The 25,192-nt window shown below is 56.7% G+C and carries 23 protein-coding genes, 6 tRNA genes and 3 rRNA genes; 9 read left to right on the forward strand and 23 right to left on the reverse strand.

The genetic code is table 11. The annotated features are described in order from the left end of the window. Positions 1-144: 144 nt before the first annotated feature. The 20 genes from rplL to tyrS form a co-directional block, all read right to left on the reverse strand. Positions 145-513: a 50S ribosomal protein L7/L12 gene (gene rplL, locus NVV93_RS17490; RefSeq protein WP_258251905.1), complete on the reverse strand. Its 369-nt coding sequence runs from the start codon at positions 511-513 to the stop codon at positions 145-147. A 79-nt stretch (positions 514-592) separates the two neighbouring features. After that, positions 593-1,093: a 50S ribosomal protein L10 gene (rplJ, locus tag NVV93_RS17495; RefSeq protein ID WP_258251906.1), complete on the reverse strand. Its 501-nt coding sequence runs from the start codon at positions 1,091-1,093 to the stop codon at positions 593-595. 215 nt (positions 1,094-1,308) lie between these two features. Further along, the gene (rplA, locus tag NVV93_RS17500) at positions 1,309-2,004 is read right to left on the reverse strand and encodes a 50S ribosomal protein L1 (RefSeq protein WP_258251908.1); all 696 of its coding nucleotides are present in this window, start codon (positions 2,002-2,004) and stop codon (positions 1,309-1,311) included. Then, the gene (gene rplK, locus NVV93_RS17505) at positions 2,005-2,436 is read right to left on the reverse strand and encodes a 50S ribosomal protein L11 (RefSeq protein ID WP_258251910.1); all 432 of its coding nucleotides are present in this window, start codon (positions 2,434-2,436) and stop codon (positions 2,005-2,007) included. A gap of 116 nt (positions 2,437-2,552) precedes the next feature. Further along, positions 2,553-3,086 carry a transcription termination/antitermination protein NusG gene (gene nusG / locus NVV93_RS17510; RefSeq protein WP_258251911.1) on the reverse strand — a complete coding sequence of 178 codons (534 nt, stop codon included), beginning with the start codon at positions 3,084-3,086 and terminating at the stop codon, positions 2,553-2,555. A 9-nt stretch (positions 3,087-3,095) separates the two neighbouring features. Further along, positions 3,096-3,464: a preprotein translocase subunit SecE gene (secE, locus tag NVV93_RS17515; RefSeq protein WP_258251912.1), complete on the reverse strand. Its 369-nt coding sequence runs from the start codon at positions 3,462-3,464 to the stop codon at positions 3,096-3,098. Between the two features lie 36 nt (positions 3,465-3,500). After that, positions 3,501-3,576, reverse strand: a tRNA-Trp gene (locus NVV93_RS17520). 52 nt (positions 3,577-3,628) lie between these two features. Continuing rightward, positions 3,629-4,822 carry an elongation factor Tu gene (gene tuf, locus NVV93_RS17525; RefSeq protein WP_258251913.1) on the reverse strand — a complete coding sequence of 398 codons (1,194 nt, stop codon included), beginning with the start codon at positions 4,820-4,822 and terminating at the stop codon, positions 3,629-3,631. Between the two features lie 85 nt (positions 4,823-4,907). Further along, positions 4,908-4,983: transfer RNA gene (locus tag NVV93_RS17530), tRNA-Thr, on the reverse strand. A gap of 26 nt (positions 4,984-5,009) precedes the next feature. Further along, positions 5,010-5,083 (reverse strand) — tRNA-Gly (locus tag NVV93_RS17535). A 25-nt stretch (positions 5,084-5,108) separates the two neighbouring features. After that, positions 5,109-5,193: transfer RNA gene (locus tag NVV93_RS17540), tRNA-Tyr, on the reverse strand. A 143-nt stretch (positions 5,194-5,336) separates the two neighbouring features. Continuing rightward, a complete protein-coding gene (locus tag NVV93_RS17545; RefSeq protein WP_258251914.1) occupies positions 5,337-6,020 on the reverse strand; it encodes an SPOR domain-containing protein in 684 nt (227 codons plus the stop codon). Positions 6,021-6,028: 8 nt separating this feature from the next. Further along, the gene (locus tag NVV93_RS17550; protein ID WP_258251915.1) at positions 6,029-6,778 is read right to left on the reverse strand and encodes a pantothenate kinase; all 750 of its coding nucleotides are present in this window, start codon (positions 6,776-6,778) and stop codon (positions 6,029-6,031) included. Further along, positions 6,768-7,730: a bifunctional biotin--[acetyl-CoA-carboxylase] ligase/biotin operon repressor BirA gene (birA, locus tag NVV93_RS17555; protein WP_258251916.1), complete on the reverse strand. Its 963-nt coding sequence runs from the start codon at positions 7,728-7,730 to the stop codon at positions 6,768-6,770. Before birA ends, NVV93_RS17550 begins: the two co-directional genes overlap by 11 nt. Before the next feature lie 136 nt (positions 7,731-7,866). Continuing rightward, positions 7,867-7,982: ribosomal RNA gene (rrf, locus tag NVV93_RS17560) — 5S ribosomal RNA — on the reverse strand. 139 nt (positions 7,983-8,121) lie between these two features. Beyond that, a 23S ribosomal RNA gene (locus tag NVV93_RS17565) occupies positions 8,122-11,018 on the reverse strand. A gap of 235 nt (positions 11,019-11,253) precedes the next feature. Continuing rightward, positions 11,254-11,329: transfer RNA gene (locus NVV93_RS17570), tRNA-Ala, on the reverse strand. 30 nt (positions 11,330-11,359) lie between these two features. After that, positions 11,360-11,436: transfer RNA gene (locus NVV93_RS17575), tRNA-Ile, on the reverse strand. Positions 11,437-11,529: 93 nt separating this feature from the next. Then, positions 11,530-13,070 (reverse strand): 16S ribosomal RNA (locus tag NVV93_RS17580). Together the 16S, 23S and 5S rRNA genes with 2 tRNA genes alongside form the textbook arrangement of a ribosomal RNA operon. 490 nt (positions 13,071-13,560) lie before the next feature. Next, positions 13,561-14,760, reverse strand: a complete 1,200-nt coding sequence (gene tyrS / locus NVV93_RS17585) for a tyrosine--tRNA ligase (RefSeq protein WP_258254407.1) — start codon at positions 14,758-14,760, stop codon at positions 13,561-13,563. A gap of 204 nt (positions 14,761-14,964) precedes the next feature. Between tyrS and NVV93_RS17590 the strand changes: the two genes are divergently transcribed. Both NVV93_RS17590 and NVV93_RS17595 read left to right on the forward strand, forming a co-directional pair. Next, the gene (locus NVV93_RS17590) at positions 14,965-16,410 is read left to right on the forward strand and encodes a peptidoglycan DD-metalloendopeptidase family protein (RefSeq protein WP_258251917.1); all 1,446 of its coding nucleotides are present in this window, start codon (positions 14,965-14,967) and stop codon (positions 16,408-16,410) included. Between the two features lie 2 nt (positions 16,411-16,412). Continuing rightward, positions 16,413-17,504 (forward strand): anhydro-N-acetylmuramic acid kinase, encoded by a 1,092-nt coding sequence (locus NVV93_RS17595; RefSeq protein ID WP_258251918.1) that lies wholly within the window; start codon positions 16,413-16,415, stop codon positions 17,502-17,504. Between the two features lie 70 nt (positions 17,505-17,574). Here the strand turns inward: NVV93_RS17595 and erpA are convergent, their stop codons facing one another. Both erpA and argC read right to left on the reverse strand, forming a co-directional pair. Then, positions 17,575-17,925: an iron-sulfur cluster insertion protein ErpA gene (erpA, locus tag NVV93_RS17600; protein WP_258251919.1), complete on the reverse strand. Its 351-nt coding sequence runs from the start codon at positions 17,923-17,925 to the stop codon at positions 17,575-17,577. Between the two features lie 98 nt (positions 17,926-18,023). After that, positions 18,024-19,058, reverse strand: coding sequence for an N-acetyl-gamma-glutamyl-phosphate reductase (gene argC, locus NVV93_RS17605; RefSeq protein ID WP_258251920.1), 1,035 nt, complete (start codon positions 19,056-19,058; stop codon positions 18,024-18,026). A gap of 265 nt (positions 19,059-19,323) precedes the next feature. Between argC and hemJ the strand changes: the two genes are divergently transcribed. The 6 genes from hemJ (at position 19,324) to coq7 (ending at position 23,841) form a co-directional block, all read left to right on the forward strand. Continuing rightward, positions 19,324-19,749 carry a protoporphyrinogen oxidase HemJ gene (gene hemJ / locus NVV93_RS17610; protein WP_258251921.1) on the forward strand — a complete coding sequence of 142 codons (426 nt, stop codon included), beginning with the start codon at positions 19,324-19,326 and terminating at the stop codon, positions 19,747-19,749. A 20-nt stretch (positions 19,750-19,769) separates the two neighbouring features. Then, positions 19,770-20,732, forward strand: coding sequence for a nitronate monooxygenase family protein (locus NVV93_RS17615; RefSeq protein WP_258251922.1), 963 nt, complete (start codon positions 19,770-19,772; stop codon positions 20,730-20,732). A gap of 98 nt (positions 20,733-20,830) precedes the next feature. After that, positions 20,831-21,871: a DUF805 domain-containing protein gene (locus NVV93_RS17620; protein ID WP_258251925.1), complete on the forward strand. Its 1,041-nt coding sequence runs from the start codon at positions 20,831-20,833 to the stop codon at positions 21,869-21,871. A gap of 48 nt (positions 21,872-21,919) precedes the next feature. Then, entirely contained in the window at positions 21,920-22,708 is a 789-nt protein-coding gene (locus NVV93_RS17625; protein WP_258251927.1) for an SDR family oxidoreductase, read from the forward strand. Between the two features lie 64 nt (positions 22,709-22,772). Further along, complete coding sequence (locus NVV93_RS17630; protein ID WP_258251928.1) at positions 22,773-23,111, forward strand: histidine triad nucleotide-binding protein; 339 nt, start codon at positions 22,773-22,775, stop codon at positions 23,109-23,111. Positions 23,112-23,193: 82 nt separating this feature from the next. Then, a complete protein-coding gene (coq7, locus tag NVV93_RS17635) occupies positions 23,194-23,841 on the forward strand; it encodes a 2-polyprenyl-3-methyl-6-methoxy-1,4-benzoquinone monooxygenase (RefSeq protein ID WP_258251929.1) in 648 nt (215 codons plus the stop codon). A gap of 52 nt (positions 23,842-23,893) precedes the next feature. On the opposite strand, the gene NVV93_RS17640 is transcribed toward coq7, so the two are convergent. After that, on the reverse strand, positions 23,894-24,316 hold the full coding sequence (locus NVV93_RS17640) for an OsmC family protein (RefSeq protein ID WP_258251930.1): 423 nt from the start codon (positions 24,314-24,316) through the stop codon (positions 23,894-23,896). Between the two features lie 231 nt (positions 24,317-24,547). Between NVV93_RS17640 and crp the strand changes: the two genes are divergently transcribed. Beyond that, positions 24,548-25,192, forward strand: coding sequence for a cAMP-activated global transcriptional regulator CRP (gene crp / locus NVV93_RS17645; protein WP_258251931.1), 645 nt, complete (start codon positions 24,548-24,550; stop codon positions 25,190-25,192).

The raw sequence follows: 25,192 nt of genomic DNA on the forward strand, positions 1-25,192 counted from the left end.
AAACCCCTTGGTTTGCGCCACCCCTCGGGTGGTTGAATTCCGCTCTAGCCGGGCATCCAACTAGAACGGAAAAAGGCCGGTGGCACTCGCCACCAGCCATCAGCCTTACGCGAAACGCTCAGGCTGTAGACGCAAGGTCGTCGCTTACTTGAGCTCGACTTTGGCGCCTGCTTCTTCCAGAGCTTTCTTGGCAGCTTCAGCTTCGTCTTTCGACACAGCTTCTTTGACCACGCCAGGAGCACCGTCAACTACAGCCTTGGCTTCTTTCAGGCCCAGACCGGTCAGTTCGCGAACAGCCTTGATGACGTTAACTTTCTTCTCGCCAGCTTCGAGCAGAACAACGTTGAACTCGGTTTGCTCTTCAACAACAGCAGCAGCAGCGGCCGGACCTGCAGCAGCAGCAGCAGCAGCGGTAACGCCGAATTTCTCTTCCATTGCTTTGATCAGTTCAACAACTTCCAGAACGGTTTTCTGGCCGATTGCTTCGATGATGTCTTCGTTCGACAGAGCCATGACTCTAATTCCTGTATTGGGGGGACAGCCTGCGCGGCCGTCAAATTAAACAAATAAGCTTGAGAAAGAATGCACAGCCTTAGGCGGCGGCAGCTTCTTTCTGGTCGCGAACAGCTGCCAAAGTACGAGCCAACTTGCTGGTAGCGCCTTGAATCACGCTCATCAGCTGAGAAATGGCTTCGTTGTAAGTCGGCAGAGTTGCCAGTACGTCGATCTGATTAGCTGCGAGGAACTTGCCCTCGAACGCAGCTGCCTTGATCTCGAACTTGTCCTGACCCTTGGAGAACTCTTTGAACAGGCGAGCAGCAGCGCCCGGATGTTCGTTGGAGAACGCAATCAGGGTCGGGCCTTTGAACACGTCGTTGAGCACATCATATTGAGTGCCTTCAACAGCGCGGCGCAGCAGGGTGTTACGCACAACACGTACGTATACGCCAGCTTCGCGGGCCTCTTTACGGAGTCCGGTCATTGCGCCGACAGTCACGCCACGGGCATCAGCCACGACAGCAGACAGAGCGGCTTTGGCAGCCTCGTTGACTTCAGCGACGATGGCTTTTTTGTCTTCGAGTTTAATTGCCACGGGTTTACTCCTGGATGTTACCGGTTCGCCCGACCGAAGCCAGGCGACGTTTTGGTGTCTGATTCGGTAAGGAATCGGGAGCACCATCTGCGTAGGCTGTAGGGAATCGCTTCCCAGGTTTAAGACTTGCGCCGCCTACGGTCTTGGATAGCCCCCGCCAGGCAGGGACCCCAATAATTGGGTCGGCAGGGCAATCCCCACCAACCACTTATGCATTACGCTTCCAGCGAAGCCTGATCGATCAGCAGACCTGGACCCATAGTGGTGCTCAGAGTCACACGCTTGATGTAGATGCCTTTCGAAGAAGCCGGCTTCAAACGCTTGAGATCGGCGATCAGCGCTTCCACGTTTTCCTTCAGCTTGCCGGCTTCAAAGCCAACCTTGCCAACGGAGGTGTGGATGATGCCGTTCTTGTCGGTGCGGTAGCGAACCTGACCGGCCTTTGCGTTCTTAACCGCAGTAGCCACGTCCGGAGTCACAGTACCGACCTTCGGGTTCGGCATCAGGCCGCGCGGGCCGAGCACCTGACCCAACTGACCAACAACGCGCATCGCATCCGGAGAAGCGATTACCACGTCATAGTTCAGGTCGCCGGCTTTCATGTCGGCAGCCAGATCGTCCATGCCTACGCGATCAGCGCCGGCAGCCAGGGCAGCTTCAGCAGCCGGACCCTGAGTGAAGACGGCTACACGCACAGTCTTGCCAGTGCCGTGCGGCAGCACGGTAGCGCTACGAACGACCTGGTCAGATTTACGCGGATCAACGCCGAGGTTCACAGCAACATCAACGGACTCGGTGAACTTGACAGCGGACAGCTCGCTCAGCAGGGCAGCGGCTTCTTCGAAACCGTAGGCTTTACCTGCCTCGATCTTGGCGGCAATGGCCTTCTGGCGCTTAGTCAACTTAGCCATTTACACACCCTCCACGTTCAGGCCCATGCTGCGCGCGGAGCCAGCAATGGTACGTACAGCCGCATCCAGATCAGCAGCAGTCAGATCGGCAGTTTTGGTTTTGGCGATCTCTTCCAGCTGAGCACGGGTCACAGTACCGACTTTGACGGTATTCGGACGCGCAGAACCGCTAGTCAAACCTGCAGCCTTCTTCAGTAGAACCGAAGCGGGGGTGCTTTTGGTTTCGAACGTGAAACTACGGTCGCTGTAAACAGTGATGATCACTGGAGTCGGCAGGCCAGGTTCCATGCCCTGGGTCCGGGCGTTGAACGCCTTGCAGAACTCCATGATGTTCACGCCATGCTGACCGAGAGCCGGACCAACAGGCGGCGACGGATTTGCCTGAGCGGCCTTCACTTGCAGCTTGATATAAGCTTGAATCTTCTTAGCCATGAGCTACTCCAAATTTGGGTACAAGCGCCTTGCAGCTCCCCAGATATCTACGCATTTATCCCAGTGACGACAAAACCCCGCAGTCATTGACTGCGGGGTAAGGGATGCCTTTTCAGTTACGCCTTTTCGACCTGACTGAACTCCAACTCGACCGGAGTTGAGCGACCAAAGATAGTCACAGCAACCTGAATCCGGCTTTTCTCGTAATTGACTTCTTCGACGACACCACTGAAATCCGCAAAAGGACCGTCAGTGACGCGGACCATTTCGCCTGGCTCGAAGAGCGTTTTGGGTTTCGGCTTATCACTGCCATCAGCGACTCGACGCAGAATAGCTTCTGCCTCTTTATCAGTGATCGGGGCCGGCTTGTCAGCAGTACCACCAATGAAACCCATGACCCGAGGAGTATCCTTGACCAAGTGCCAAGTACCCTCGTTCATATCCATCTGAACCAGCACATAGCCTGGAAAGAATTTGCGCTCGCTTTTGCGCTTCTGGCCATTCCGCATCTCTACCACCTCTTCGGTGGGGACCAGAATTTCACCAAAACCATCTTCCATGCCGGCCAGCTTCACGCGCTCTACCAGAGAGCGCATTACATGCTTCTCGTAACCCGAGTAAGCATGCACAACGTACCAACGCTTAGCCACGGGACACCTTTAGCCAACAATCCAAGAGACAAGCCAACCCAGCAGGGAATCAAGCCCCCACAACAGCAGCGCCATAACGAGAACAACAGCGACAACGATGAGAGTAGTCTGCATCGTCTCCTGGCGAGTCGGCCAAACAACCTTGCGAATCTCTACCCGGGCCTCCTTCAACAAACCGAAGAAGAGCCGGCCTTTGCTAGTTTGCAGCGCCGCAAATACCGCCACCACTGCCAAAACCAACAACCCGAGAACGCGGTACAGAATCGGCTCGCTGGAGAAGTACTGATTACCGACCACGCCGACGACAACCAAAGCAGCGACAACCACCCACTTCAGCAGATCAAAGCGTGAATCTCTGGCCTCAGCCTTAGCATTCATATACGAGGATCCTGTAAAAGACATGCCAGATAAATCTGGCAGGTCAGGAGGGAATCGAACCCCCAACCTACGGTTTTGGAGACCGTCGCTCTGCCAATTGAGCTACTGACCTAAAACAAATCAGGCCGACCATTATGCCGGCCCGAGGAAATGAGATCAACCGATTACTCGACGACCTTAGCAACCACGCCAGCACCAACGGTACGGCCGCCTTCGCGAATTGCGAAACGCAGGCCATCTTCCATGGCGATCGGCTTGATCAGGGTAACAACCATCTTGACGTTGTCGCCCGGCATTACCATCTCAACGCCTTCCGGCAGCTCGCAGTTGCCAGTCACGTCAGTAGTACGGAAGTAGAACTGCGGACGGTAGCCCTTGAAGAACGGGGTATGACGACCACCTTCTTCTTTGGACAGTACGTACACTTCAGCTTCGAACTTGGTGTGCGGCTTGATGGTGCCCGGCTTGGCCAGAACCTGACCACGCTCTACGTCGTCACGCTTGGTGCCGCGCAGCAGGATACCGCAGTTCTCACCAGCACGACCTTCGTCGAGCAGCTTACGGAACATCTCAACACCGGTGCAGGTGGTCTTGGTGGTGTCACGCAGACCAACGATCTCGATTTCTTCCTGGATCTTAACGATCCCGCGCTCAACACGACCGGTAACCACGGTACCGCGGCCGGAGATGGAGAATACGTCTTCGATCGGCATCAGGAACGGCTTGTCGATGGCACGGATCGGCTCAGGAATGTAGCTGTCCAAAGTTTCAACCAGCTTCTTGACCGCAGTGGTACCCATCTCGTTGTCGTCTTGGCCGTTCAGAGCCATCAGCGCGGAGCCGATGATGATCGGCGTGTCGTCACCCGGGAAATCATAGGTGGACAGCAGATCACGAACCTCCATCTCAACCAGCTCTAGCAGCTCAGCATCATCAACCATGTCAGCCTTGTTCAGGAACACGACAATGTACGGAACGCCTACCTGACGGGACAGCAGAATGTGCTCGCGAGTCTGCGGCATCGGGCCGTCGGCAGCCGAGCAAACCAGGATCGCGCCGTCCATCTGTGCAGCACCAGTGATCATGTTCTTCACATAGTCAGCGTGGCCCGGGCAGTCAACGTGCGCGTAGTGGCGAACGGCCGAGTCGTACTCGACGTGCGCGGTGTTGATGGTGATGCCGCGTGCTTTTTCTTCCGGAGCGCTATCGATCTTGTCGAAGTCGACACGGGCGCTACCGAAAACCTCGGAGCAAACGCGAGTCAGAGCAGCAGTCAGAGTGGTTTTACCATGGTCGACGTGACCGATGGTGCCTACGTTGACGTGCGGCTTATTACGTTCGAACTTTTCCTTAGCCATCGAGTACGCCTCCGAGAAGAGTATTTATCGAGTAATCCAACCATTAAAACAAAGGCAGATATCTTCATATCTGCCTTTGTTTGTATGGAGCTCATGAGCGGATTTGAACCGCTGACCTCACCCTTACCAAGGGTGTGCTCTACCAGCTGAGCTACATGAGCCTAACACTTTGCCCGAACATCAAACCTGGAGCGGGTAGCGGGAATCGAACCCGCATCATCAGCTTGGAAGGCTGAGGTTCTACCACTGAACTATACCCGCAGAGCCTGAAGCTCACGCTTAAACTTGGTGGAGGGGGAAGGATTCGAACCTTCGAAGTCGATGACGTCAGATTTACAGTCTGATCCCTTTGGCCGCTCGGGAACCCCTCCAACGGGAGGCGGCATTCTTAACTCATGCCACCCTGCTGTCAAGCAATTTCTCATTAAAATCTTGAGGTTAGCTACATTTGACAGCAGCCCAACAACTTGGCGTTTGATGACCAACCTGCGAAGCGGGCGCCATTCTATTCAAACTATCGCGGCGTTGCAACGCTTTCACACGGCATTAGCTGATGTTGCAAGCCAGAAAAATCGGCCGCCAACACCTGAAGCATTTCATCATTTATAAGGGTGCGACTGCCTGGAGCCACACGCACCCAATAACTCCGGTGAGCACGCGGCAGCTCGCGCATCAAAGGCTCGTAACCAGCCTCACGCAGCCGCTGAACTACACTCTCAGCCGATTCACTTCGCGGAAATATCCCTAAGGAGATACCATTGGAAAGATCGCCCTGAGTAATGATGTAGCTATCAATCTTGCGCGCCTGCAGCTCGCGCAACTGGCGCAATGAGGCATCTCGCGAAGCCAATGGCGGCAAATAGACCCAAAAGTCCAACCCCGCCGGAGCATCTACCGACTGGAGATTCGGCTGAACATCCAAGCTTATTAATCGCTGCTCTACCTCCCGCGCCAAATCTTCCCGCTCAAATCCTCCCAGGAATAAACAAACATCCGCGATGCCAGTGACAATATCCTGGCCTTCCTGTGCGCGAGGCACCTTCGCCGCGCCCGCCTCGCCAAGCAGGCGGATATCTTGCTTAGCCCCTTGATATAGGCTCAGCGATGGAATTTCTTTAATTTTCAAAGGAGTCTGTTGCTGATGCCAAATGTAATAAAACAGATTCAGAATCAGCAGAAGCAAGAACAACCAGCGCATCGACAACCTCAAGGTAGCGGGCAGGCAATCGCCAGCCCGACAAATATTAAATCCGGCATAACCAGCGCCCCCGGAAGCATTTCCTTGGCCAGAAGCGCATCACCCCCGGTTAGAAAGACCTTAAAGCTAGAACCCCAGTAACCTTCGGCAAGCTCAAGCTGGGTTTGCACGAACCCACGAAGCATAAGCGAACACCCGCGCTCGACAGCCTCCACCGTTGAACGCCCAGGTCGCAAGGTGGATAACGCCTGCTCGGCCGCCGCATCATCGTAACGGATTCGCCGTGTGTGTGTTCTTAACTGATTTCGCAGCAATGGCATGCCAGGACAGATAAATCCCCCCAAGTGCTCACCAGCAGCGGATACGAAATCAGACGTTACAGCCGTTCCGAGATCCAAAACCAAACAGGCGCCATCCGCCTCATGATATGCCCCCAAAATTGCCAACCATCGATCCAGCCCTAGCCGCTCAAATTCATAGTAGCCGTTCTGGACGCCAGCTAGCACAGTAGCGGGCTCCGCACTTTGCACTTCCACCGGAAAACTTCGGGTCAAAAAATCGATCAACTCTGCCGTCTCGGCATCGCTGCGCACACTCACTAGCCGCGCATGATCCAGCTTGAGCCCAGCAACTCCATTGAGGGCACTTGCCAGATCCACCACTGAATCCACCACCCCCGCGACCATGCAACCTGCGCCCTGCGCATACAGCACCCGCCACTTGATAAAACTATTGCCGCAGTCAAGCTCAAGAATCATCACGCAACCTCAAACTGAGCTCACCGCCACTGAAAGAATGCTCCCGCCCCTCAACCTCCAAGCGCAACGCGCCACACTGATCAACCCCCAGAATGCGCCCCTCAATGCGCTGCGCACCAGCCTCGAGCAGCACATTACGACCTTGCCACAGATGATTGGCCTCCCACTCCGAACGCAGACTAGGAAAGCCGCTATTTGAATGACGCTTCAAGTACTCAGCCAACCGCCGACTCAAACAAATGACGAAATTATTTCGATCACACACCTGCCCAGACTCAAGTCGAATAGAGGTCCAAGGCTGCCCAATTTCATCAACACTAACCCCCATGTTCACATTGACGCCAATACCCATCACGACGTGACAAATATCCGCCGGGTCCCCCGAAAGCTCGAGCAAAATACCAGCGATCTTGCGTCCACTCACCAGCAAGTCATTAGGCCATTTCAATCCGACCTGCGGCACCCCGACATCCCTCAGCGCCCACATTACCGCCAGACCTACAACGAGACTCAGCCCTTCAAGCTGACGAGCACCGCCCTCAACTTGGAGGGCAAGACTGTAGTAAATATTCTCCGCATACGGACTAGCCCAACTCCGACCCCGTCGCCCCCGACCTGAAACCTGGCGTTCCGCGAGCACAGCAAACGGCGCATCCATTCCGCGACCTACATAACGTAAAGCCTCGGCATTTGTCGAATCGACACTATCAAGAAGGATAAAAGGCCAGAATTCGGCATTAGCCTGCCTGGATAATTGATCAGCATCTAGTAGGACTAAAGGGTCAGCGAGCCGATAACCCCGCCCACGCACCTTATGAATACGAATTCGCAAATTAATCTCAAGCTGCTGTAGCTGCTTCCATACAGCGCTGCGGCTAATCCCCAGCTGCGCGCCGAGCGCCTCGCCTGAATGAAAGCGGCCATCCTGCAAAAGCTTTAATAAAGTCGACATACGAACAACGCCTCACGAAGAGGCAGGCATGATAGCGACGCCCATATCGCTTGCCTAGAAATCGGCGGATAAGATTTTCCTTCGCACAAAGACAAACCCCCGATTCGCGTGAGCGAATCGGGGGTTTGGGATAGAAGCTTGACGATGACCTACTCTCACATGGGGAGACCCCACACTACCATCGGCGATGAGTCGTTTCACTACTGAGTTCGGGATGGGATCAGGTGGTTCCGACGCTCTATGGTCGTCAAGCAATTGGGTTGGGATGTCGTGGTTAGACGCCATCCCGAATGGGTGTGTGATAGAGCCTTGCGGCGGTATTGCGAGTTCTTGCAAATTTTCGGTTTATTGTCGGCTTCGACGTCTAACACGCAAATTGTTTGGGTGTTATATGGTCAAGCCTCACGGGCAATTAGTATTGGTTAGCTCAACGCCTCACAGCGCTTACACACCCAACCTATCAACGTCGTAGTCTTCGACGGCCCTTTAGGGAGCTCAAGGCTCCAGTGAGATCTCATCTTGAGGCAAGTTTCCCGCTTAGATGCTTTCAGCGGTTATCTTTTCCGAACGTAGCTACCCGGCAATGCCACTGGCGTGACAACCGGAACACCAGAGGTTCGTCCAACCCGGTCCTCTCGTACTAAGGTCAGCCCCCTCTCAAATCTCAAACGTCCACGGCAGATAGGGACCGAACTGTCTCACGACGTTCTAAACCCAGCTCGCGTACCACTTTAAATGGCGAACAGCCATACCCTTGGGACCGGCTTCAGCCCCAGGATGTGATGAGCCGACATCGAGGTGCCAAACACCGCCGTCGATATGAACTCTTGGGCGGTATCAGCCTGTTATCCCCGGAGTACCTTTTATCCGTTGAGCGATGGCCCTTCCATACAGAACCACCGGATCACTAAGACCTACTTTCGTACCTGCTCGACGTGTCTGTCTCGCAGTCAAGCGCGCTTTTGCCTTTATACTCTACGACCGATTTCCGACCGGTCTGAGCGCACCTTCGTACTCCTCCGTTACTCTTTAGGAGGAGACCGCCCCAGTCAAACTACCCACCATACACTGTCCTCGATCCGGATAACGGACCAGAGTTAGAACCTCAAAGTTGCCAGGGTGGTATTTCAAGATTGGCTCCACGCGAACTGGCGTCCACGCTTCAAAGCCTCCCACCTATCCTACACAAGCAAATTCAAAGTCCAGTGCAAAGCTATAGTAAAGGTTCACGGGGTCTTTCCGTCTAGCCGCGGATACACTGCATCTTCACAGCGATTTCAATTTCACTGAGTCTCGGGTGGAGACAGCGCCGCCATCGTTACGCCATTCGTGCAGGTCGGAACTTACCCGACAAGGAATTTCGCTACCTTAGGACCGTTATAGTTACGGCCGCCGTTTACCGGGGCTTCGATCAAGAGCTTCGCTTGCGCTAACCCCATCAATTAACCTTCCGGCACCGGGCAGGCGTCACACCCTATACGTCCACTTTCGTGTTTGCAGAGTGCTGTGTTTTTAATAAACAGTCGCAGCGGCCTGGTATCTTCGACCGGCATGAGCTTACGGAGCAAGTCCTTCACCCTCACCGGCGCACCTTCTCCCGAAGTTACGGTGCCATTTTGCCTAGTTCCTTCACCCGAGTTCTCTCAAGCGCCTTGGTATTCTCTACCCAACCACCTGTGTCGGTTTGGGGTACGGTTCCTAGTTACCTGAAGCTTAGAAGCTTTTCTTGGAAGCATGGCATCAACCACTTCACGCTCTAAAAGAGCGCTCGTCATCAGCTCTCAGCCTTAAGATCCCGGATTTACCTAAGATCTCAGCCTACAACCTTAAACTTGGACAACCAACGCCAAGCTGGCCTAGCCTTCTCCGTCCCTCCATCGCAGTAACTAGAAGTACAGGAATATTAACCTGTTTCCCATCGACTACGCTTTTCAGCCTCGCCTTAGGGACCGACTAACCCTGCGTCGATTAACGTTGCGCAGGAACCCTTGGTCTTTCGGCGTGGGTGTTTTTCACACCCATTGTCGTTACTCATGTCAGCATTCGCACTTCTGATACCTCCAGCAAGCTTCTCAACTCACCTTCACAGGCTTACAGAACGCTCCTCTACCGCTCATCCTAAGATGAACCCGTAGCTTCGGTGTATGGTTTGAGCCCCGTTACATCTTCCGCGCAGGCCGACTCGACTAGTGAGCTATTACGCTTTCTTTAAAGGGTGGCTGCTTCTAAGCCAACCTCCTAGCTGTCTAAGCCTTCCCACATCGTTTCCCACTTAACCATAACTTTGGGACCTTAGCTGACGGTCTGGGTTGTTTCCCTTTTCACGACGGACGTTAGCACCCGCCGTGTGTCTCCCGTGCTGACACTTGCTGGTATTCGGAGTTTGCATCGGTTTGGTAAGTCGGGATGACCCCCTAGCCGAAACAGTGCTCTACCCCCCAGCAGTGATACACGAGGCGCTACCTAAATAGCTTTCGAGGAGAACCAGCTATCTCCGAGCTTGATTAGCCTTTCACTCCGATCCACAGGTCATCCGCTAACTTTTCAACGGTAGTCGGTTCGGTCCTCCAGTCAGTGTTACCTAACCTTCAACCTGCCCATGGATAGATCGCCCGGTTTCGGGTCTATACCCAGCGACTAAACGCCCTATTAAGACTCGCTTTCGCTACGCCTCCCCTATTCGGTTAAGCTCGCCACTGAATATAAGTCGCTGACCCATTATACAAAAGGTACGCAGTCACCCAACAAAGTGGGCTCCCACTGCTTGTACGCATACGGTTTCAGGATCTATTTCACTCCCCTCTCCGGGGGTTCTTTTCGCCTTTCCCTCACGGTACTAGTTCACTATCGGTCAGTCAGTAGTATTTAGCCTTGGAGGATGGTCCCCCCCATATTCAGACAAAGTTTCTCGTGCTCCGTCCTACTCGATTTCACTTCTAAGATCTTTTCGCGTACGGGGCTATCACCCACTATGGCCGCACTTTCCAGAGCGTTCCGCTAAAATCAAAGAAGCTTAAGGGCTAATCCCCGTTCGCTCGCCACTACTAAGGGAATCTCGGTTGATTTCTTTTCCTCAGGGTACTTAGATGTTTCAGTTCCCCCTGGTTCGCCTCTTGCACCTATGTATTCAGTACAAGATAACCATCTTATGATGGCTGGGTTCCCCCCATTCAGAGATCTCCGGATCAAAGTCTGTTTGCCGACTCCCCGAAGCTTATCGCAGGCTACCACGTCTTTCATCGCCTCTGACTGCCAAGGCATCCACCGTATGCGCTTCTTCACTTGACCATATAACCCCAAGCAATCTGGTTACTGTCTCAAACGTGAAGACGACATTCGCCGAAAATTTGCGCTTGAACTCACAAATTTTACCTTGACGCAATTAACCACCAGTGAAAGTGACTAATTGGTCTACTTCTATCACATACCCAAATTTTTTAAAGAACAGTTCTGGCGCAAAGACCAGAATTCAAGACTCACTCATAAGTCTTCAATTCTGTGCTTTCAGCGATTTTCATGAGGATGGTGGAGCCAAGGAGGATCGAACTCCTGACCTCCTGCGTGCAAAGCAGGCGCTCTCCCAGCTGAGCTATGGCCCCATCTAATGACCGGCCACATCCCTTGACAATTGGTGGGTCTGGGCAGATTCGAACTGCCGACCTCACCCTTATCAGGGGTGCGCTCTAACCAACTGAGCTACAGACCCAATCGTCTCACTCTCGGGTCTAAACCCAATCGCTTTTCGCAAGTGAATCAAGCAATTCGTGTGGGAACTTATGAAGAAGCTGAAGTCTTCGATTAAGGAGGTGATCCAGCCGCAGGTTCCCCTACGGCTACCTTGTTACGACTTCACCCCAGTCATGAATCACACCGTGGTAACCGTCCCCCCTTGCGGTTAGACTAGCTACTTCTGGTGCAACCCACTCCCATGGTGTGACGGGCGGTGTGTACAAGGCCCGGGAACGTATTCACCGTGACATTCTGATTCACGATTACTAGCGATTCCGACTTCACGCAGTCGAGTTGCAGACTGCGATCCGGACTACGATCGGTTTTGTGGGATTAGCTCCACCTCGCGGCTTGGCAACCCTCTGTACCGACCATTGTAGCACGTGTGTAGCCCTGGCCGTAAGGGCCATGATGACTTGACGTCATCCCCACCTTCCTCCGGTTTGTCACCGGCAGTCTCCTTAGAGTGCCCACCATAACGTGCTGGTAACTAAGGACAAGGGTTGCGCTCGTTACGGGACTTAACCCAACATCTCACGACACGAGCTGACGACAGCCATGCAGCACCTGTCTTACAGTTCCCGAAGGCACCAATCCATCTCTGGAAAGTTCTGTAGATGTCAAGGCCAGGTAAGGTTCTTCGCGTTGCTTCGAATTAAACCACATGCTCCACCGCTTGTGCGGGCCCCCCGTCAATTCATTTGAGTTTTAACCTTGCGGCCGTACTCCCCAGGCGGTCGACTTAATGCGTTAGCTGCGCCACTAAGTTCTCAAGGAACCCAACGGCTAGTCGACATCGTTTACGGCGTGGACTACCAGGGTATCTAATCCTGTTTGCTCCCCACGCTTTCGCACCTCAGTGTCAGTATCAGTCCAGGTGGTCGCCTTCGCCACTGGTGTTCCTTCCTATATCTACGCATTTCACCGCTACACAGGAAATTCCACCACCCTCTACCGTACTCTAGTCAGACAGTTTTGGATGCAGTTCCCAGGTTGAGCCCAGGGCTTTCACATCCAACTTATCAAACCACCTACGCGCGCTTTACGCCCAGTAATTCCGATTAACGCTTGCACCCTTCGTATTACCGCGGCTGCTGGCACGAAGTTAGCCGGTGCTTATTCTGTCGGTAACGTCAAAACACTAACGTATTAGGTTAATGCCCTTCCTCCCAACTTAAAGTGCTTTACAATCCGAAGACCTTCTTCACACACGCGGCATGGCTGGATCAGGCTTTCGCCCATTGTCCAATATTCCCCACTGCTGCCTCCCGTAGGAGTCTGGACCGTGTCTCAGTTCCAGTGTGACTGATCATCCTCTCAGACCAGTTACGGATCGTCGCCTTGGTGAGCCTTTACCTCACCAACTAGCTAATCCGACCTAGGCTCATCTGTTAGCGTGAGGTCCGAAGATCCCCCCACTTTCTCCCGTAGGACGTATGCGGTATTAGCGTCCGTTTCCGAACGTTATCCCCCCACTAACAGGCAGATTCCTAGGCATTACTCACCCGTCCGCCGCTCTCAAGGAGTGCAAGCACCCCTCTACCGCTCGACTTGCATGTGTTAGGCCTGCCGCCAGCGTTCAATCTGAGCCATGATCAAACTCTTCAGTTCAATACTGCTTGGGTTTTGAGAAAACCCTAAACTTGGCTCAGCAATCGCAAATAAACTCTCGAATTCACGAGTGTTACTTGTGTTGCTGATAATCATCTCGACCACCAGTCTTACTCCACAAGCACCCACACGAATTGCTTGATTCAAGTTGTTAAAGAGCAGTTGGTTAAGTCTTTCGTCTCAACCGAGGCGCGCATTCTACAGCAGCTCCTCATTCCGTCAAGCAGTTTCGAAAATTTCTTTTCTACTTCAACCGCTTGCGCTTCCAATCAGCATTTCGCATCTCGGTAGCGGGAGGCGAATCTTACAGCATCATTCGACACTGTCAACCACCTCTTTTCACTACCTCGACCATCCTGATCGAACCCTCCAACACCCCCGATAATTCACGCTAACCTTTTGATTAACAAGAAATTTTACATCAGGACTGCGCCAGAAGTGGTGCGCATTATAGGGCCACAGAACGACACGTCAACAGCTAATTTAACGATTACTCTGCTTTCAACGAAATTCGAGCAAACGCCCTCTTCCCCGCCTGACAAACATGAGTCTGGCCGAGCCGGAATACGAAACCCCGATCCACGACCTGACCATCAACACGCACACCGCCGGATGCCAGCAGATCCCGAGCAACTGCAGCATTCTTTACCAAGCCTGCCTTATTAAGGACGGAAGCAATCGGCATATCCTCCACCGACATCAGCTCCTGCTCGGGCAAATCCTCCGGAAGCTCACCCTCCTTCATACGATTGCCCGCCGCGCGATGGGCAATCGCCGCAGCCTCCTGACCGTGAAAGCGCGCGACGATCTCTTCCGCCAACTGGATCTTGATATCGCGCGGATTGGCGCCTTGGCGAACATCATTCTTAAGACTTTCGATTTCTTCCATTGAGCGAAAGCTCAGAAGCTCGAAATAACGCCACATTAATGTGTCCGGGATGGAAACCAACTTGCTGTACATCGCGCCCGGCGCTTCCTGGATGCCGACATAGTTCCCAAGAGACTTCGACATCTTCTTCACGCCATCCAAGCCTTCCAACAAAGGCATGGTGACAATGCATTGGGACGACTGGCCGTAGGCGCGCTGCAATTCGCGCCCCATCAGGAGATTGAATTTCTGATCGGTGCCACCGAGCTCCACGTCCGCTCGCAACGCAACCGAGTCATAACCCTGCACAAGCGGATAGAGGAACTCATGGATGGCGATAGGCTGATTGCTCGAGTAGCGCTTATCGAAATCATCCCGCTCAAGCATCCGCGCCACGGTGTACTGCGATGCTAGGCGAATGAAATCCGCCGGAGTCAGCAGATCCATCCAAGTCGAGTTGAATGCCACCTCGGTCTTTGCCGGATCGAGAATCTTGAAGACCTGAGTCTTATACGTTTCCGCATTCTCCAAGACCTGCTCACGAGTCAAAGGCGGACGCGTGGCGCTTTTGCCACTTGGATCACCGATCATGCCGGTGAAATCGCCGATCAGGAAAATCACCTGATGCCCGAGCTCTTGGAACTGGCGCAACTTATTAATAAGGACGGTGTGGCCTAAATGCAGATCCGGCGCGGTTGGATCGAAGCCTGCCTTAATACGCAGCGGCTGACCGCGCTGCAGCTTTTCAATCAGCTCCGCCTCAACTAGAACCTCTTCCGCTCCGCGCTTGATCAGCGCCAGCTGCTCTTCGACCGACTTCATGACAGACCTGTAACCACCCAGAAAAAGGGGATCAACCATACAAGATCACCAACTAATTACAAGTTTTGCCCGGCACCGCGACAGCCGATGAAAGACCGCGCCAAAGGGTTGCCCTAGAGCGATTTTGGTTATATTTTATACAGTTATTTCATCTTCTTCATTTTCATAGTCATCCTTTTCATCTCTTCAAAGTCAAAATTGCTTATGACCAATACCAAATCCAAAGCGCCGCCGCTCTACCCCAAAAGCCATATCCTGGCCGCGAGTGGCGTTGCAGCCCTCCTGAGCCTTGCCCTGCTGGTCTTCCCTTCGCGCGAAGTCGAGGCCAAGAAAACCCATCTGAATCTCGAGCTCGATAACGGCACGGAGCGGGTTTTGCAGGAGAAGGACGACCTTCGATCCGAGACCCTTCCCGCACCTCAGGACACCTCGCCATTCGCCCAGATCGAGAGTTCTGTAAACGATAAAAACAGCGCCGAACAAGACGCGGATCAAACACCGAACACCCCCGCCCCCCTTACCGCCACACAACCGCCGCCATCCGACCCTGGCCACCGCGCCATCACCGTGGCCAACGGAGACACCTTGTCCACGCTTTTTGCCAAAGTGGGCTTAACGTCCAATGATGTGCATAGCGTGGTCAACAGCAGCAAGGATGCGAAACGCTTTGGCCAGCTGAAGGTCGGTCAAATGCTGGAGTTCCAGCTAGACCCGAGCGGCCAACTCAACAGCCTGCACAGCAAACTCAGCGATCTGGAAAGCATCAGCCTGACCAAAAGCGATAAAGGCTTCGCGTTCAAACGCGAACTGACCAAGCCGGAGGTGCGCAACGCCTACTCCCGCGGCATTATCGACAGCTCCTTATTCCTTTCGGCTAAACGCGCGGGGATGTCGCATGACTTGACGATGGAGCTAGCCAACGCATTTGGCTACGACATCGACTTCGCCCAAGACATCCGTGAAGGTGACGAATTCGAGGTGATCTACGAAGAGAAGGTGGTCAACGCCAAGCGCGTCGGCACCGGCAGCATTCTCGCCGCCCGATTCATCAACCGTGGCAAGCTCTACACCGCAGTGCGCTACACCAACAAACAGGGGATCAGCAGCTACTACACCGCCGACGGCAATAGCATGCGCAAGGCCTTCATTCGCACGCCAGTGGATTTCGCCCGCATCAGCTCGCGCTTCTCCATGGGCCGCAAGCATCCGATCCTGAACAAGATCCGCGCCCATAAAGGTGTCGATTACGCCGCCCCACGCGGCACGCCAATCAAAGCTGCCGGCGACGGGAAGGTGCTTCTGGCGGGGCGCCGCGGTGGATATGGCAACACCATCATCATCCAGCACGGCAACAGCTACCGCACCCTGTACGGACATATGAACGGTTTTGCCAAAGGCGTGCGCACCGGCAGCCAAGTCAGGCAGGGGCAGATCATCGGCTACATCGGTACCACCGGCCTTTCGACCGGCCCGCACTTGCACTATGAATTCCAGGTCAATGGCGCCCATGTCGACCCGCTGAGCCGCAAGCTGCCCATGGCTGACCCGATCGCCCGCACAGAAAAACAGCGTTTCATGCAGCAAAGCAAACCGCTACTGGCGCGCATGGATCAGGAAAAGGCCACCATGCTGGCGCTGAACAAGCGCTAACCATGCCTCTCTATATTGGGGTTATGTCTGGGACCAGCCTGGACGGACTGGACATCGCGCTGCTCGAGCACAGCGAACAACCTCATCTCCTGGCCACTCACTATCTGCCGATGCCAACCGCGTTGCGCAGCGAGTTGCTCGCCCTCTGCGCGTCCGGCCCGGATGAGCTGGCCCGCGCGGCGCTTGCCGAACAACAGTGGGCAAGCCTCGCCGCTCAAGGTATTCACGCCCTTCTCACCGCTCAGAACCTGCACGCAGCAGACATCCGTGCGATCGGCAGTCACGGCCAGACCGTGCGCCATGAACCGAGCCGCGGCTTCACTGTGCAGATCGGCAACCCCGCGCTGCTCGCCGAGCTAAGCGGGATCAGCGTGGTGGCCGATTTCCGTCGCCGCGATGTGGCAGCCGGCGGCCAAGGTGCGCCGTTGGTACCGGCATTCCATGAAGCGTTGTTCGATGACGGTAAGACCCCGCAAGCCGTGCTGAATATCGGCGGCTTCAGCAACCTCAGCCTGCTGGAGCCGCAGCAGTCCGTACGCGGCTTTGATTGCGGACCTGGGAATGTCCTCATGGACGCTTGGATCCAACATCAGCAAGGCGCCAGCTTTGACCGTAATGGCGCCTGGGCCGCCAGCGGCCAGGTGCAACCGACGCTCTTGGGGGCGCTGCTCAGCGATCCCTTCTTTCAAGGGCGTGGCCCGAAAAGCACCGGTCGGGAGCTGTTCAATCTGCCCTGGCTGGAACAGCACCTGCGCCAACTGCCGAGCTTTGCCGCAGAAGACGTGCAGGCCACGCTGCTGGAAATGACTGCCCAGAGCATCGTCGAGTCACTGCTCGTCGCCCAGCCGGACGTCACCCGCCTGCTGGTTTGTGGCGGTGGTGCGCATAACGGCGCACTAATGGCACGGCTCGCGGCCTTCCTACCGAAGACCCAAGTCAGCAGCACCGCCGACTATGGCGTACCACCCGACTGGGTTGAGGCCATGGCGTTCGCCTGGTTAGCGCATTGCTGCCTGGAAGGCATTGCCGCCAACCGGCCCAGCGTCACAGGCGCTCGCGGCCTACGTATTCTCGGCGCCATCTATCCCGCCTGACCATATTTCCAGCACCTAGAAACAACAACGCCGTGCACTGGGCACGGCGTTGCGATTGACGCTGAGCAGGCTAGATCGAGAAGGACGAGCCACAGCCGCAGGTCGTGGTGGCATTCGGATTCTTGATCACGAAACGCGATCCTTCGAGGCCTTCCTGATAATCCACCTCGGCACCGGCCAGATATTGGAAGCTCATGGGATCGACCACCAGACTGACGCCTTCGCGCTCGACAATGGTGTCGTCTTCTGCCACTTCGTCATCGAAGGTGAAGCCGTACTGGAAGCCCGAACAGCCGCCGCCGGTGACAAACACGCGCAATTTCAGGCGCGCGTTTCCTTCTTCCTCGACAAGGGTTTTTACCTTGTCCGCCGCGCCCTGCGTAAACAGCAAGGGGGTGGGAGTGAAGGTTTCGACGCTCATACTGCAATCTCCCGGCGAGTTAGCCGTCAGATGAAACTGGGTAGGCATTATCCGCTTACCCGAGAAAGTTGGTCAACTATTGACCAGCCTCAACGCAATTATGGAAGCAGCGCGGCGTGAGACAGCCCCGCGCGTTCATCCACGCCAAACAGGATGTTCATATTCTGCACGGCCTGGCCGGAAGCCCCTTTGACCAGATTGTCGATGACCGACAACACTACCACCAGATCGCCATCCTGCGGACGATGCACGGCGATGCGGCAAACGTTCGCACCGCGCACGCTGCGGGTTTCCGGATGGCTGCCGGCTGGCATCACATCGACGAAAGGCTCATTGGCATAACGCCGCTCGAATAGCGCCTGCAGGTCCACGGAGCGATCTACGACGTTAGCGTAGAGCGTGGCATGGATGCCGCGAATCATCGGGGTCAGGTGCGGTACAAACGTCAGTCCGACCTCACCTTTGGCGGCGAGACGCAGGCCCTGGCTGATTTCTGGCAGATGGCGGTGGCCCTTAACCGAGTAGGCCGCCATGCTTTCGCCGGCCTCGCAGAACAGCGAACCCACTTTGGCGCCGCGACCGGCCCCGCTGACGCCTGATTTGCAGTCGGCGATCAGGCGCGACGGATCGGCCAGCCCCGCCTCCAACAGCGGCAAAAAACCCAATTGCGCGGCGGTCGGATAGCAGCCCGGCACAGCGATCAGACGCGCCTGCTTGATCCGCTCGCGGTTGACCTCCGGCAAGCCGTACACCGCCTCACCGAGCAGCTCCGGGGCGCCATGCGGCTGGTCGTACCATTTGGCCCACTCAGCAGCATCCTGCAGACGGAAGTCGGCAGACAGATCGATCACCTTAGTGCCGGCGGCGAGCAGCTCGCCAGCCAACGCGTGGGCGACGCCGTGCGGCGTGGCGAAAAACACCACATCGCACGCACCCAGAGTGGCGACGTCAGGCACGCTGAAGGCCAGGTCGTCGTAGTGCCCGCGCAGATTCGGATACATGTCGGCGACCTTGATCCCGGCTTCCGAACGCGAAGTGATCACGGCCACCTGCGCCTGCGGATGCTGGGCCAGCAGCCGCAGCAATTCCACACCGGTATAACCTGTACCGCCAACGATGCCGACCTTGATCATCTGTCCGTCACTCCGCCTACTCGGGCCAACTGCTGAAAGCCGCCATGATAAGAGCCAAGGCCGGACATGAACAGGCCGATCGCGTCCGCGCCAGGGCGGGCCGCGACAGTCGGCAGGCGGTTTCCTGCGATAAACGCGTATGGCGATCGGTATGGATCGCGGCCAGCAGCAGTAACTGCCCCGCACCCACAGCGGCCGCCAGCGAAGTTGGTGACGCCCGCCGGCCCTGCCTCTACTATCGGCTATCCGATCTCGAGGCAATCCCATGCTCTACCTGTGGCTCAAAGCCCTTCATATCATCGCGATGGTCTGCTGGTTCGCCGGCCTGTTCTACCTCCCGCGCCTGTTCGTCTACCACGCGATGAGCGACGACAGCGCCAGTCACGAGCGTTTCTGCGTGATGGAGCGCAAGTTGTATCGCGGCATCATGCTGCCCTCGATGCTCGCCACCTTGATCTTCGGTTTCTGGCTGCTCTACCTCAACCCGGTCTGGCTGAAGATGGGCTGGTTGCATGCCAAATTGCTCTTGGTGGTGCTGTTGATTGGCTACCACCATATCTGCGGGGCGCAACTCAAACGTTTCGCCCGCGGCGAGAACGCCCGCAGCCATGTGTTCTACCGCTGGCTGAACGAAGTGCCGGTGCTATTCCTACTCGCCATTGTCATCTTGGTTGTCGTCAAACCGTTCTGACTCCTATAAAGGAAAAACTCATGTCCTTGCCCGCCCTGCTCGACCAACGCCTGCGCTTGCCAATCGTCGCCGCGCCGATGTTCCTGGTGTCCAACCCGCAATTGGTGCTCGCCTGTTGTCGCAACGGCATCGTCGGCAGCTTCCCGGCGCTCAATCAGCGCGATAGCAGCGGCTTCAAGGCCTGGCTGGAAGAGATCGAAGCTGGCCTGGACGACCATGCGGCACCCTATGCCGTCAACCTCATCGTCCATCACAGCAATCCGCGCCTGCAGGCTGATCTGGCGATCTGCGCCGAGCACAAGGTGCCTATCGTCATCACCAGCCTTGGCGCGGTGAAAGAAGTGGTGGATGCGGTGCACAGTTACGGCGGGCTGGTCTTCCACGACGTGACCACCCGCCGCCATGCGGAAAAAGCCGCCGAAGCCGGCGTCGATGGGCTGATTGCGGTGGCGGCCGGCGCCGGCGGGCATGCCGGCACCTGGAGTCCGTTCGCCCTGATCGCCGAGATCCGCCAGTTCTTCGACAAAACCCTGCTGCTCTCCGGCTGCCTCAACCGTGGCCATGAAATTCTCGCGGCGCAAATGCTTGGCGCCGACCTAGCCTACCTGGGCACCCGCTTTATCGCCACGCAGCAAAGCAATGCCGACGACGCCTACAAACAGATGATTCTTGGCGCCAAAGCTGCCGACATCATCCATACCCCGGCGGTTTCCGGTGTCCCGGCGAGCTTTATGCGTCAGAGCCTGGAGCGCGCTGGCTACGACTTGCAGCGCCTGCAAGACAAAGGCGAAATGAACTACGGTGAAAAGCTCAAGCCGGTCAGCGATGAGGCCAAGGCCTGGAAAACCGTGTGGTCGGCCGGCCAGGGGGTCGGTGAGATTGACGATCTTCCCAGCGTCGAAGAACTGATTCAACGCCTCGATCGCGAATACCGCGCCGCACTCGCCAACAGCACGGCGATTGCCCAACGCTGGCCACGCTGAGTCATTGCGGGCGGTCCGCTTGTCGGACCGCCCGCCAGCCGGCTACGCTCTCCACAACTCAGTACTCCACCTTTATTGACGCAGACAAGGATGCCCGCATGACCGAGGCCCGTTTCAAGATCGTCTTCGATGGCGAGCTATTACCGGATATGTCCCTGGACACCGTCAAAGACAATCTCGCCCGCCTGTTCAAAAGCGATCGCAGCCGCATCGAGCACCTGTTCGAGCACCGCGCCGTGGTGCTCAAGCGCGATTTGTCGGCCGATCAGGTGGACAAGTACCTAGTAGCACTGAACCGCGCCGGCGCCAATGTGCGCAAAGAGCCCGATATGGCCGCCAGCCTCAGCCTGATCACCACCGAGGAAGAACAGCTCGCCGCGGCGCCCAAAGCGCCCGAATACATGATTTGTCCGAAATGTGCTCAGGAACAGGCCAAGGCAATTGAATGCACCGCTTGCGGCATCGTCATCGACAAATACTTGGCCCGTCAGGCGCAACTGATCGCCGAAAACGGTCAAGCCGACAGTGCGACACCTTCTCCTGCCGCCGGCGCCCCGATGGCCGCCGAGCTGCCCAGCCAATCCCCCTATAGCCCACCACGCGCGCCGGTCGGCGACGTTCTGCCGGAGTTTGCCGAGCTGAATGTGTTCGGCGTCGAAGGACGCATCGGCCGGCTGCGCTATCTGGCCTGGTCGTTGGTGCTGATGCTCGCTGCCGGTGGCCTGATCGGTATCGCGGCGATTGGCCTGAATATCCACCCCATTGTTGGCGGTGTGCTATTTCTCGGCATTTTCATCGGCATGATGGTGGTCGCGGTGCAGATCGGCGTGCAGCGCCTGCACGATATCGGCTGGTCAGGCTGGTTGTTCCTGCTCAACCTGATCCCCGTGGTCGGCAGCGTGATGGCGTTACTCATGCTGGTGGTGCCGGGAACCAACGGCCCCAATCGCTTCGGCCCACCACCGCCGCCCAATAGCCGGGCGGTGAAGATCCTCAGCGCAGTGTGGCTGCTTGTGGTTATCGCCGGCGTGGTAGTCGGGGCCTCCGGTGGCTTCGCCACGCTCAGCGAACTGGGCAACCAGGTCAGCGAAGGACTACCCGCTACGCCTGCGGCGCCGAGCAATCCCTACGGTGAGTGATCAATCGGCGCGGCAACATTCGGCCGGCGTTATTTAGCGGAGAACTGTATGCCTCGCTATGCCCTGATCACAGGTGCCTCCCGCGGTATCGGCCTGGCGTTGGCCGAAGCCCTGGCGCGGCGCGGCCGCAGCCTGATCCTGGTGGCGCGCCAGCGTGATGCGCTGGACAGCGTCGCCTGCGAGCTGACTCAACGGTTCGGCGTCGAAGTGCTGTTTCGGGTCTGCGACCTGAGCAACCCTCTGCAACTCACCGGCCTGCTGCTCGAGCTCGAGCAGGGCGAGCGGCAGATCGACCTGCTGGTGAACAACGCCGGCATCGGCCTGAGTGGTTCCTTCCTCGCCCATGAATGGGCCGATGAGCAGCAACTACTGGAGCTCAATGTGCTGGCCATGACTCGTCTGTGCCACAGCTTGGGTAACAGCATGGTCGCTCTGGGCGGCGGGAAGATTCTCAACGTCGCCTCATTGGCCGGCTTCCAGGCCGGTCCGTGGATGAGCAGCTATTTCGCCAGCAAGGCGTACGTGCTGCATCTTTCCGAGGGGCTGCGCGAAGAGTTTCGCGACTATGGCGTCACCGTCTCGACGCTCTGCCCAGGGCCGACACGCAGCGCGCTTTACCGCCAGGCGGGTATCGCTGAGCAGCGCATGCGCGACAGCAAGCGGATGCTGAGCGCCGAGGAAGTGGCGTTGTACGCCGTGCGTGCACTGGACAAGAACCGCGCCATCATCATTCCTGGCTGGCGCACGCGCCTGCTCAGCCTCCTGCCACGCGTGCTGCCGCGGGCACTCCTCCGTCGCCGCGTCGGCCGGATGAACAAGGCGGTCATTCAGCGCTGAGCACTCCGCCCTAGTGCACCCCGCTACACTCAAGTCGCCCTGCCATCCGCTTGGAGGACTGTCCGTGGACTGCCTGTTCTGCAAGATCGTCGCCGGAGAGATACCCGCGCGCAAATTTTACGAGGACGACCAGGTGATCGCCTTTCACGATATCGGTGCCCAGGCGCCGGTACATTTCCTGGTGATCCCGAAAAAACACATCGCCACCCTCAATGATCTCGACGAAGGCGACCAGGCCCTGGCCGGACTTCTGCTCCTGACTGCGCAGCGGCTGGCCAACCAACAAGGCTGCGACGATGGCTTTCGCCTGGTGATGAACTGCAAAGCCCTCGGCGGCCAGACGGTCTACCACGTTCATATGCACGTGCTCGGCCAGCGCCAGATGACTTGGCCACCGGGCTGACGGCCAGCCTGAGCGGTCGCCGCCGAGCCCGGCAAAGGCGATTGGGTTACACTGCCGGCGAAGCCTTTTCCGGAGGTGCCCCATGGCCACCGAACGTCACTACTCCCCCGCCGACCGCCTGTTGCTGCAGGCCGACGCGGCTTTGCGCACCCTGCTGCCGTTCAGTGGGCAGCCGTACCGCCCTTCACCGGCGATCACCCAACCCGACACCGACCTGCATGCTGACGACGCTCGCCATGTCGCCGGCCTGATGCGCGTCAACCACACCGGCGAGGTCTGCGCCCAGGCGCTGTATCAAGGTCAGGCGTTGACCGCGCGCTTGCCGGGCGTGCGCGCCGCCATGGAGCATGCCGCTGAAGAAGAAGTCGACCATCTGGCCTGGTGCGAGCAACGCATCCGCGAGCTGGGCAGTCGGCCCAGCGTGCTCAATCCGCTGTTCTATGGAATGTCCTTTGGTCTCGGCGCCGTGGCCGGTCTGATCAGCGACCGTATCAGCCTCGGCTTTGTCGCCGCCACCGAAGATCAGGTGTGCAAACATCTCGATGAGCACCTGCTGCAATTGCCGGCCGAGGACGAAAAATCCCGCGCGATCCTGACGCAGATGCGCGAAGACGAGCAGCAGCATGCCGACAGCGCCTTGCAGGCCGGCGGCTTTCGCTTTCCGGCGCCGATCAAGTTCGGCATGAGCGTGCTGTCCAAGGTGATGACCAAGAGCACCTATCGCATCTGAATCACCACCCATAAAAAAGGGCGCCAATGGCGCCCTTTTTTATTCGGCTGGATTAGCCCAACTCGATGATCTCGTAATCATGGGTGATCTCCACGCCGCCGCGCGAGAGCATGATCGACGCCGAGCAGTATTTCTCTGCCGACAGATCGACCGCGCGCTTGACCTGCGTCTCTTTCAAACCGCGACCCTTGACCACGAAATGCACGTGAATCTTGGTGAACACCTTGGGTTCTTCCGCGGCGCGCTCCGCTTCGAGAAACGCCTCGCAGCTTTCCACCGGCTGACGCGACTTCTTGAGAATGCTGACCACATCGTAATTGGTGCAGCCGCCCAAACCGATCAGCACCATCTCCATCGGCCGCACGCCGAGATTGCGACCACCGCTCTCCGGCGGGCCATCCATCACTACGACGTGACCACTACCGGACTCGCCAAGGAACAGGGCTTCACCGGCCCACTGAATGCGCGCTTTCATTGCCGCGACTCCGCTGGTAAAAAAGGGACGGCAGCTTAGCACAGCACTCTTGGATGGCCATTCGCCGGCTGCCCGTACGGGTCGTATTGCCGAATGTTAGCTGTGTCGCAAATCGGATTAGCGTAACGTTAGGCATGTTAAGTTGGCGTCGGTTTGCTGGCACACTGGCTGAATTACAAAAAAAATCAGTCGGCAAGACAATGATTTACATCTACTTTCTGGGGCTTGGGCATGGTAGCGATAACACTTACTCCTAAAATAAAAAATCTCGACAAGCTTCTCGCACACTGCCACCGCCGTCGGTACACCGCTAAAAGCACCATCATCTACGCAGGTGATCGCTGCGAAACCCTGTTCTTCATCGTCAAAGGCTCGGTCACCATCCTCATCGAGGATGACGACGGCCGCGAAATGATCATTGCCTACCTCAACCCCGGCGATTTCTTCGGCGAGATGGGCCTGTTCGACAAGGAAGGCAGCGAGAAAGAACGCAGCGCCTGGGTGCGTGCCAAGACCGAATGCGAAGTCGCCGAGCTGAGCTATGCCAAGTTCCGCGAACTGACCCAGCAAGACCCGGAAATTCTCTATGCGCTCGGCAGCCAAATGGCTGATCGTCTACGCAACACCACGCGCAAGGTCGGCGACTTGGCGTTTCTCGACGTCACCGGGCGCGTCGCTCGTACGCTGCTCGATCTGTGCAAGCAACCGGACGCGATGACCCATCCGGATGGCATGCAGATCAAGATCACCCGCCAGGAAATCGGCCGGATCGTCGGCTGCTCGCGGGAGATGGTCGGCCGGGTGCTCAAGTCGCTGGAGGAACAGGGCCTGGTGTTCGTCAAAGGCAAGACCATGGTGGTATTCGGCACTCGCTGA

The sequence above is a fragment of the Pseudomonas sp. LS44 genome (genome assembly GCF_024730785.1).
In the GTDB taxonomy this organism is placed as follows: Bacteria; Pseudomonadota; Gammaproteobacteria; order Pseudomonadales; family Pseudomonadaceae; genus Aquipseudomonas.

What these genes read in the sequence shown, in the direction of transcription:
- rplL (WP_258251905.1), bottom strand. Translation starts at nt 513, where the DNA reads ATGGCTCTGTCGAACGAAGACATCATCGAAGCAATCGGCCAGAAAACC.
- rplA (WP_258251908.1), bottom strand. Translation starts at nt 2,004, where the DNA reads ATGGCTAAGTTGACTAAGCGCCAGAAGGCCATTGCCGCCAAGATCGAG.
- rplK (WP_258251910.1), bottom strand. Translation starts at nt 2,436, where the DNA reads ATGGCTAAGAAGATTCAAGCTTATATCAAGCTGCAAGTGAAGGCCGCT.
- secE (WP_258251912.1), bottom strand. Translation starts at nt 3,464, where the DNA reads ATGAATGCTAAGGCTGAGGCCAGAGATTCACGCTTTGATCTGCTGAAG.
- tuf (WP_258251913.1), bottom strand. Translation starts at nt 4,822, where the DNA reads ATGGCTAAGGAAAAGTTCGAACGTAATAAGCCGCACGTCAACGTAGGC.
- NVV93_RS17545 (WP_258251914.1), bottom strand. Translation starts at nt 6,020, where the DNA reads ATGCGCTGGTTGTTCTTGCTTCTGCTGATTCTGAATCTGTTTTATTAC.
- NVV93_RS17550 (WP_258251915.1), bottom strand. Translation starts at nt 6,778, where the DNA reads ATGATTCTTGAGCTTGACTGCGGCAATAGTTTTATCAAGTGGCGGGTG.
- birA (WP_258251916.1), bottom strand. Translation starts at nt 7,730, where the DNA reads ATGTCGACTTTATTAAAGCTTTTGCAGGATGGCCGCTTTCATTCAGGC.
- tyrS (WP_258254407.1), bottom strand. Translation starts at nt 14,760, where the DNA reads ATGAAGTCGGTCGAAGAGCAGCTGGCGCTGATCAAGCGCGGAGCGGAA.
- NVV93_RS17590 (WP_258251917.1), top strand. Translation starts at nt 14,965, where the DNA reads ATGACCAATACCAAATCCAAAGCGCCGCCGCTCTACCCCAAAAGCCAT.
- NVV93_RS17595 (WP_258251918.1), top strand. Translation starts at nt 16,413, where the DNA reads ATGCCTCTCTATATTGGGGTTATGTCTGGGACCAGCCTGGACGGACTG.
- erpA (WP_258251919.1), bottom strand. Translation starts at nt 17,925, where the DNA reads ATGAGCGTCGAAACCTTCACTCCCACCCCCTTGCTGTTTACGCAGGGC.
- argC (WP_258251920.1), bottom strand. Translation starts at nt 19,058, where the DNA reads ATGATCAAGGTCGGCATCGTTGGCGGTACAGGTTATACCGGTGTGGAA.
- hemJ (WP_258251921.1), top strand. Translation starts at nt 19,324, where the DNA reads ATGCTCTACCTGTGGCTCAAAGCCCTTCATATCATCGCGATGGTCTGC.
- NVV93_RS17615 (WP_258251922.1), top strand. Translation starts at nt 19,770, where the DNA reads ATGTCCTTGCCCGCCCTGCTCGACCAACGCCTGCGCTTGCCAATCGTC.
- NVV93_RS17620 (WP_258251925.1), top strand. Translation starts at nt 20,831, where the DNA reads ATGACCGAGGCCCGTTTCAAGATCGTCTTCGATGGCGAGCTATTACCG.
- NVV93_RS17625 (WP_258251927.1), top strand. Translation starts at nt 21,920, where the DNA reads ATGCCTCGCTATGCCCTGATCACAGGTGCCTCCCGCGGTATCGGCCTG.
- coq7 (WP_258251929.1), top strand. Translation starts at nt 23,194, where the DNA reads ATGGCCACCGAACGTCACTACTCCCCCGCCGACCGCCTGTTGCTGCAG.
- NVV93_RS17640 (WP_258251930.1), bottom strand. Translation starts at nt 24,316, where the DNA reads ATGAAAGCGCGCATTCAGTGGGCCGGTGAAGCCCTGTTCCTTGGCGAG.
- crp (WP_258251931.1), top strand. Translation starts at nt 24,548, where the DNA reads ATGGTAGCGATAACACTTACTCCTAAAATAAAAAATCTCGACAAGCTT.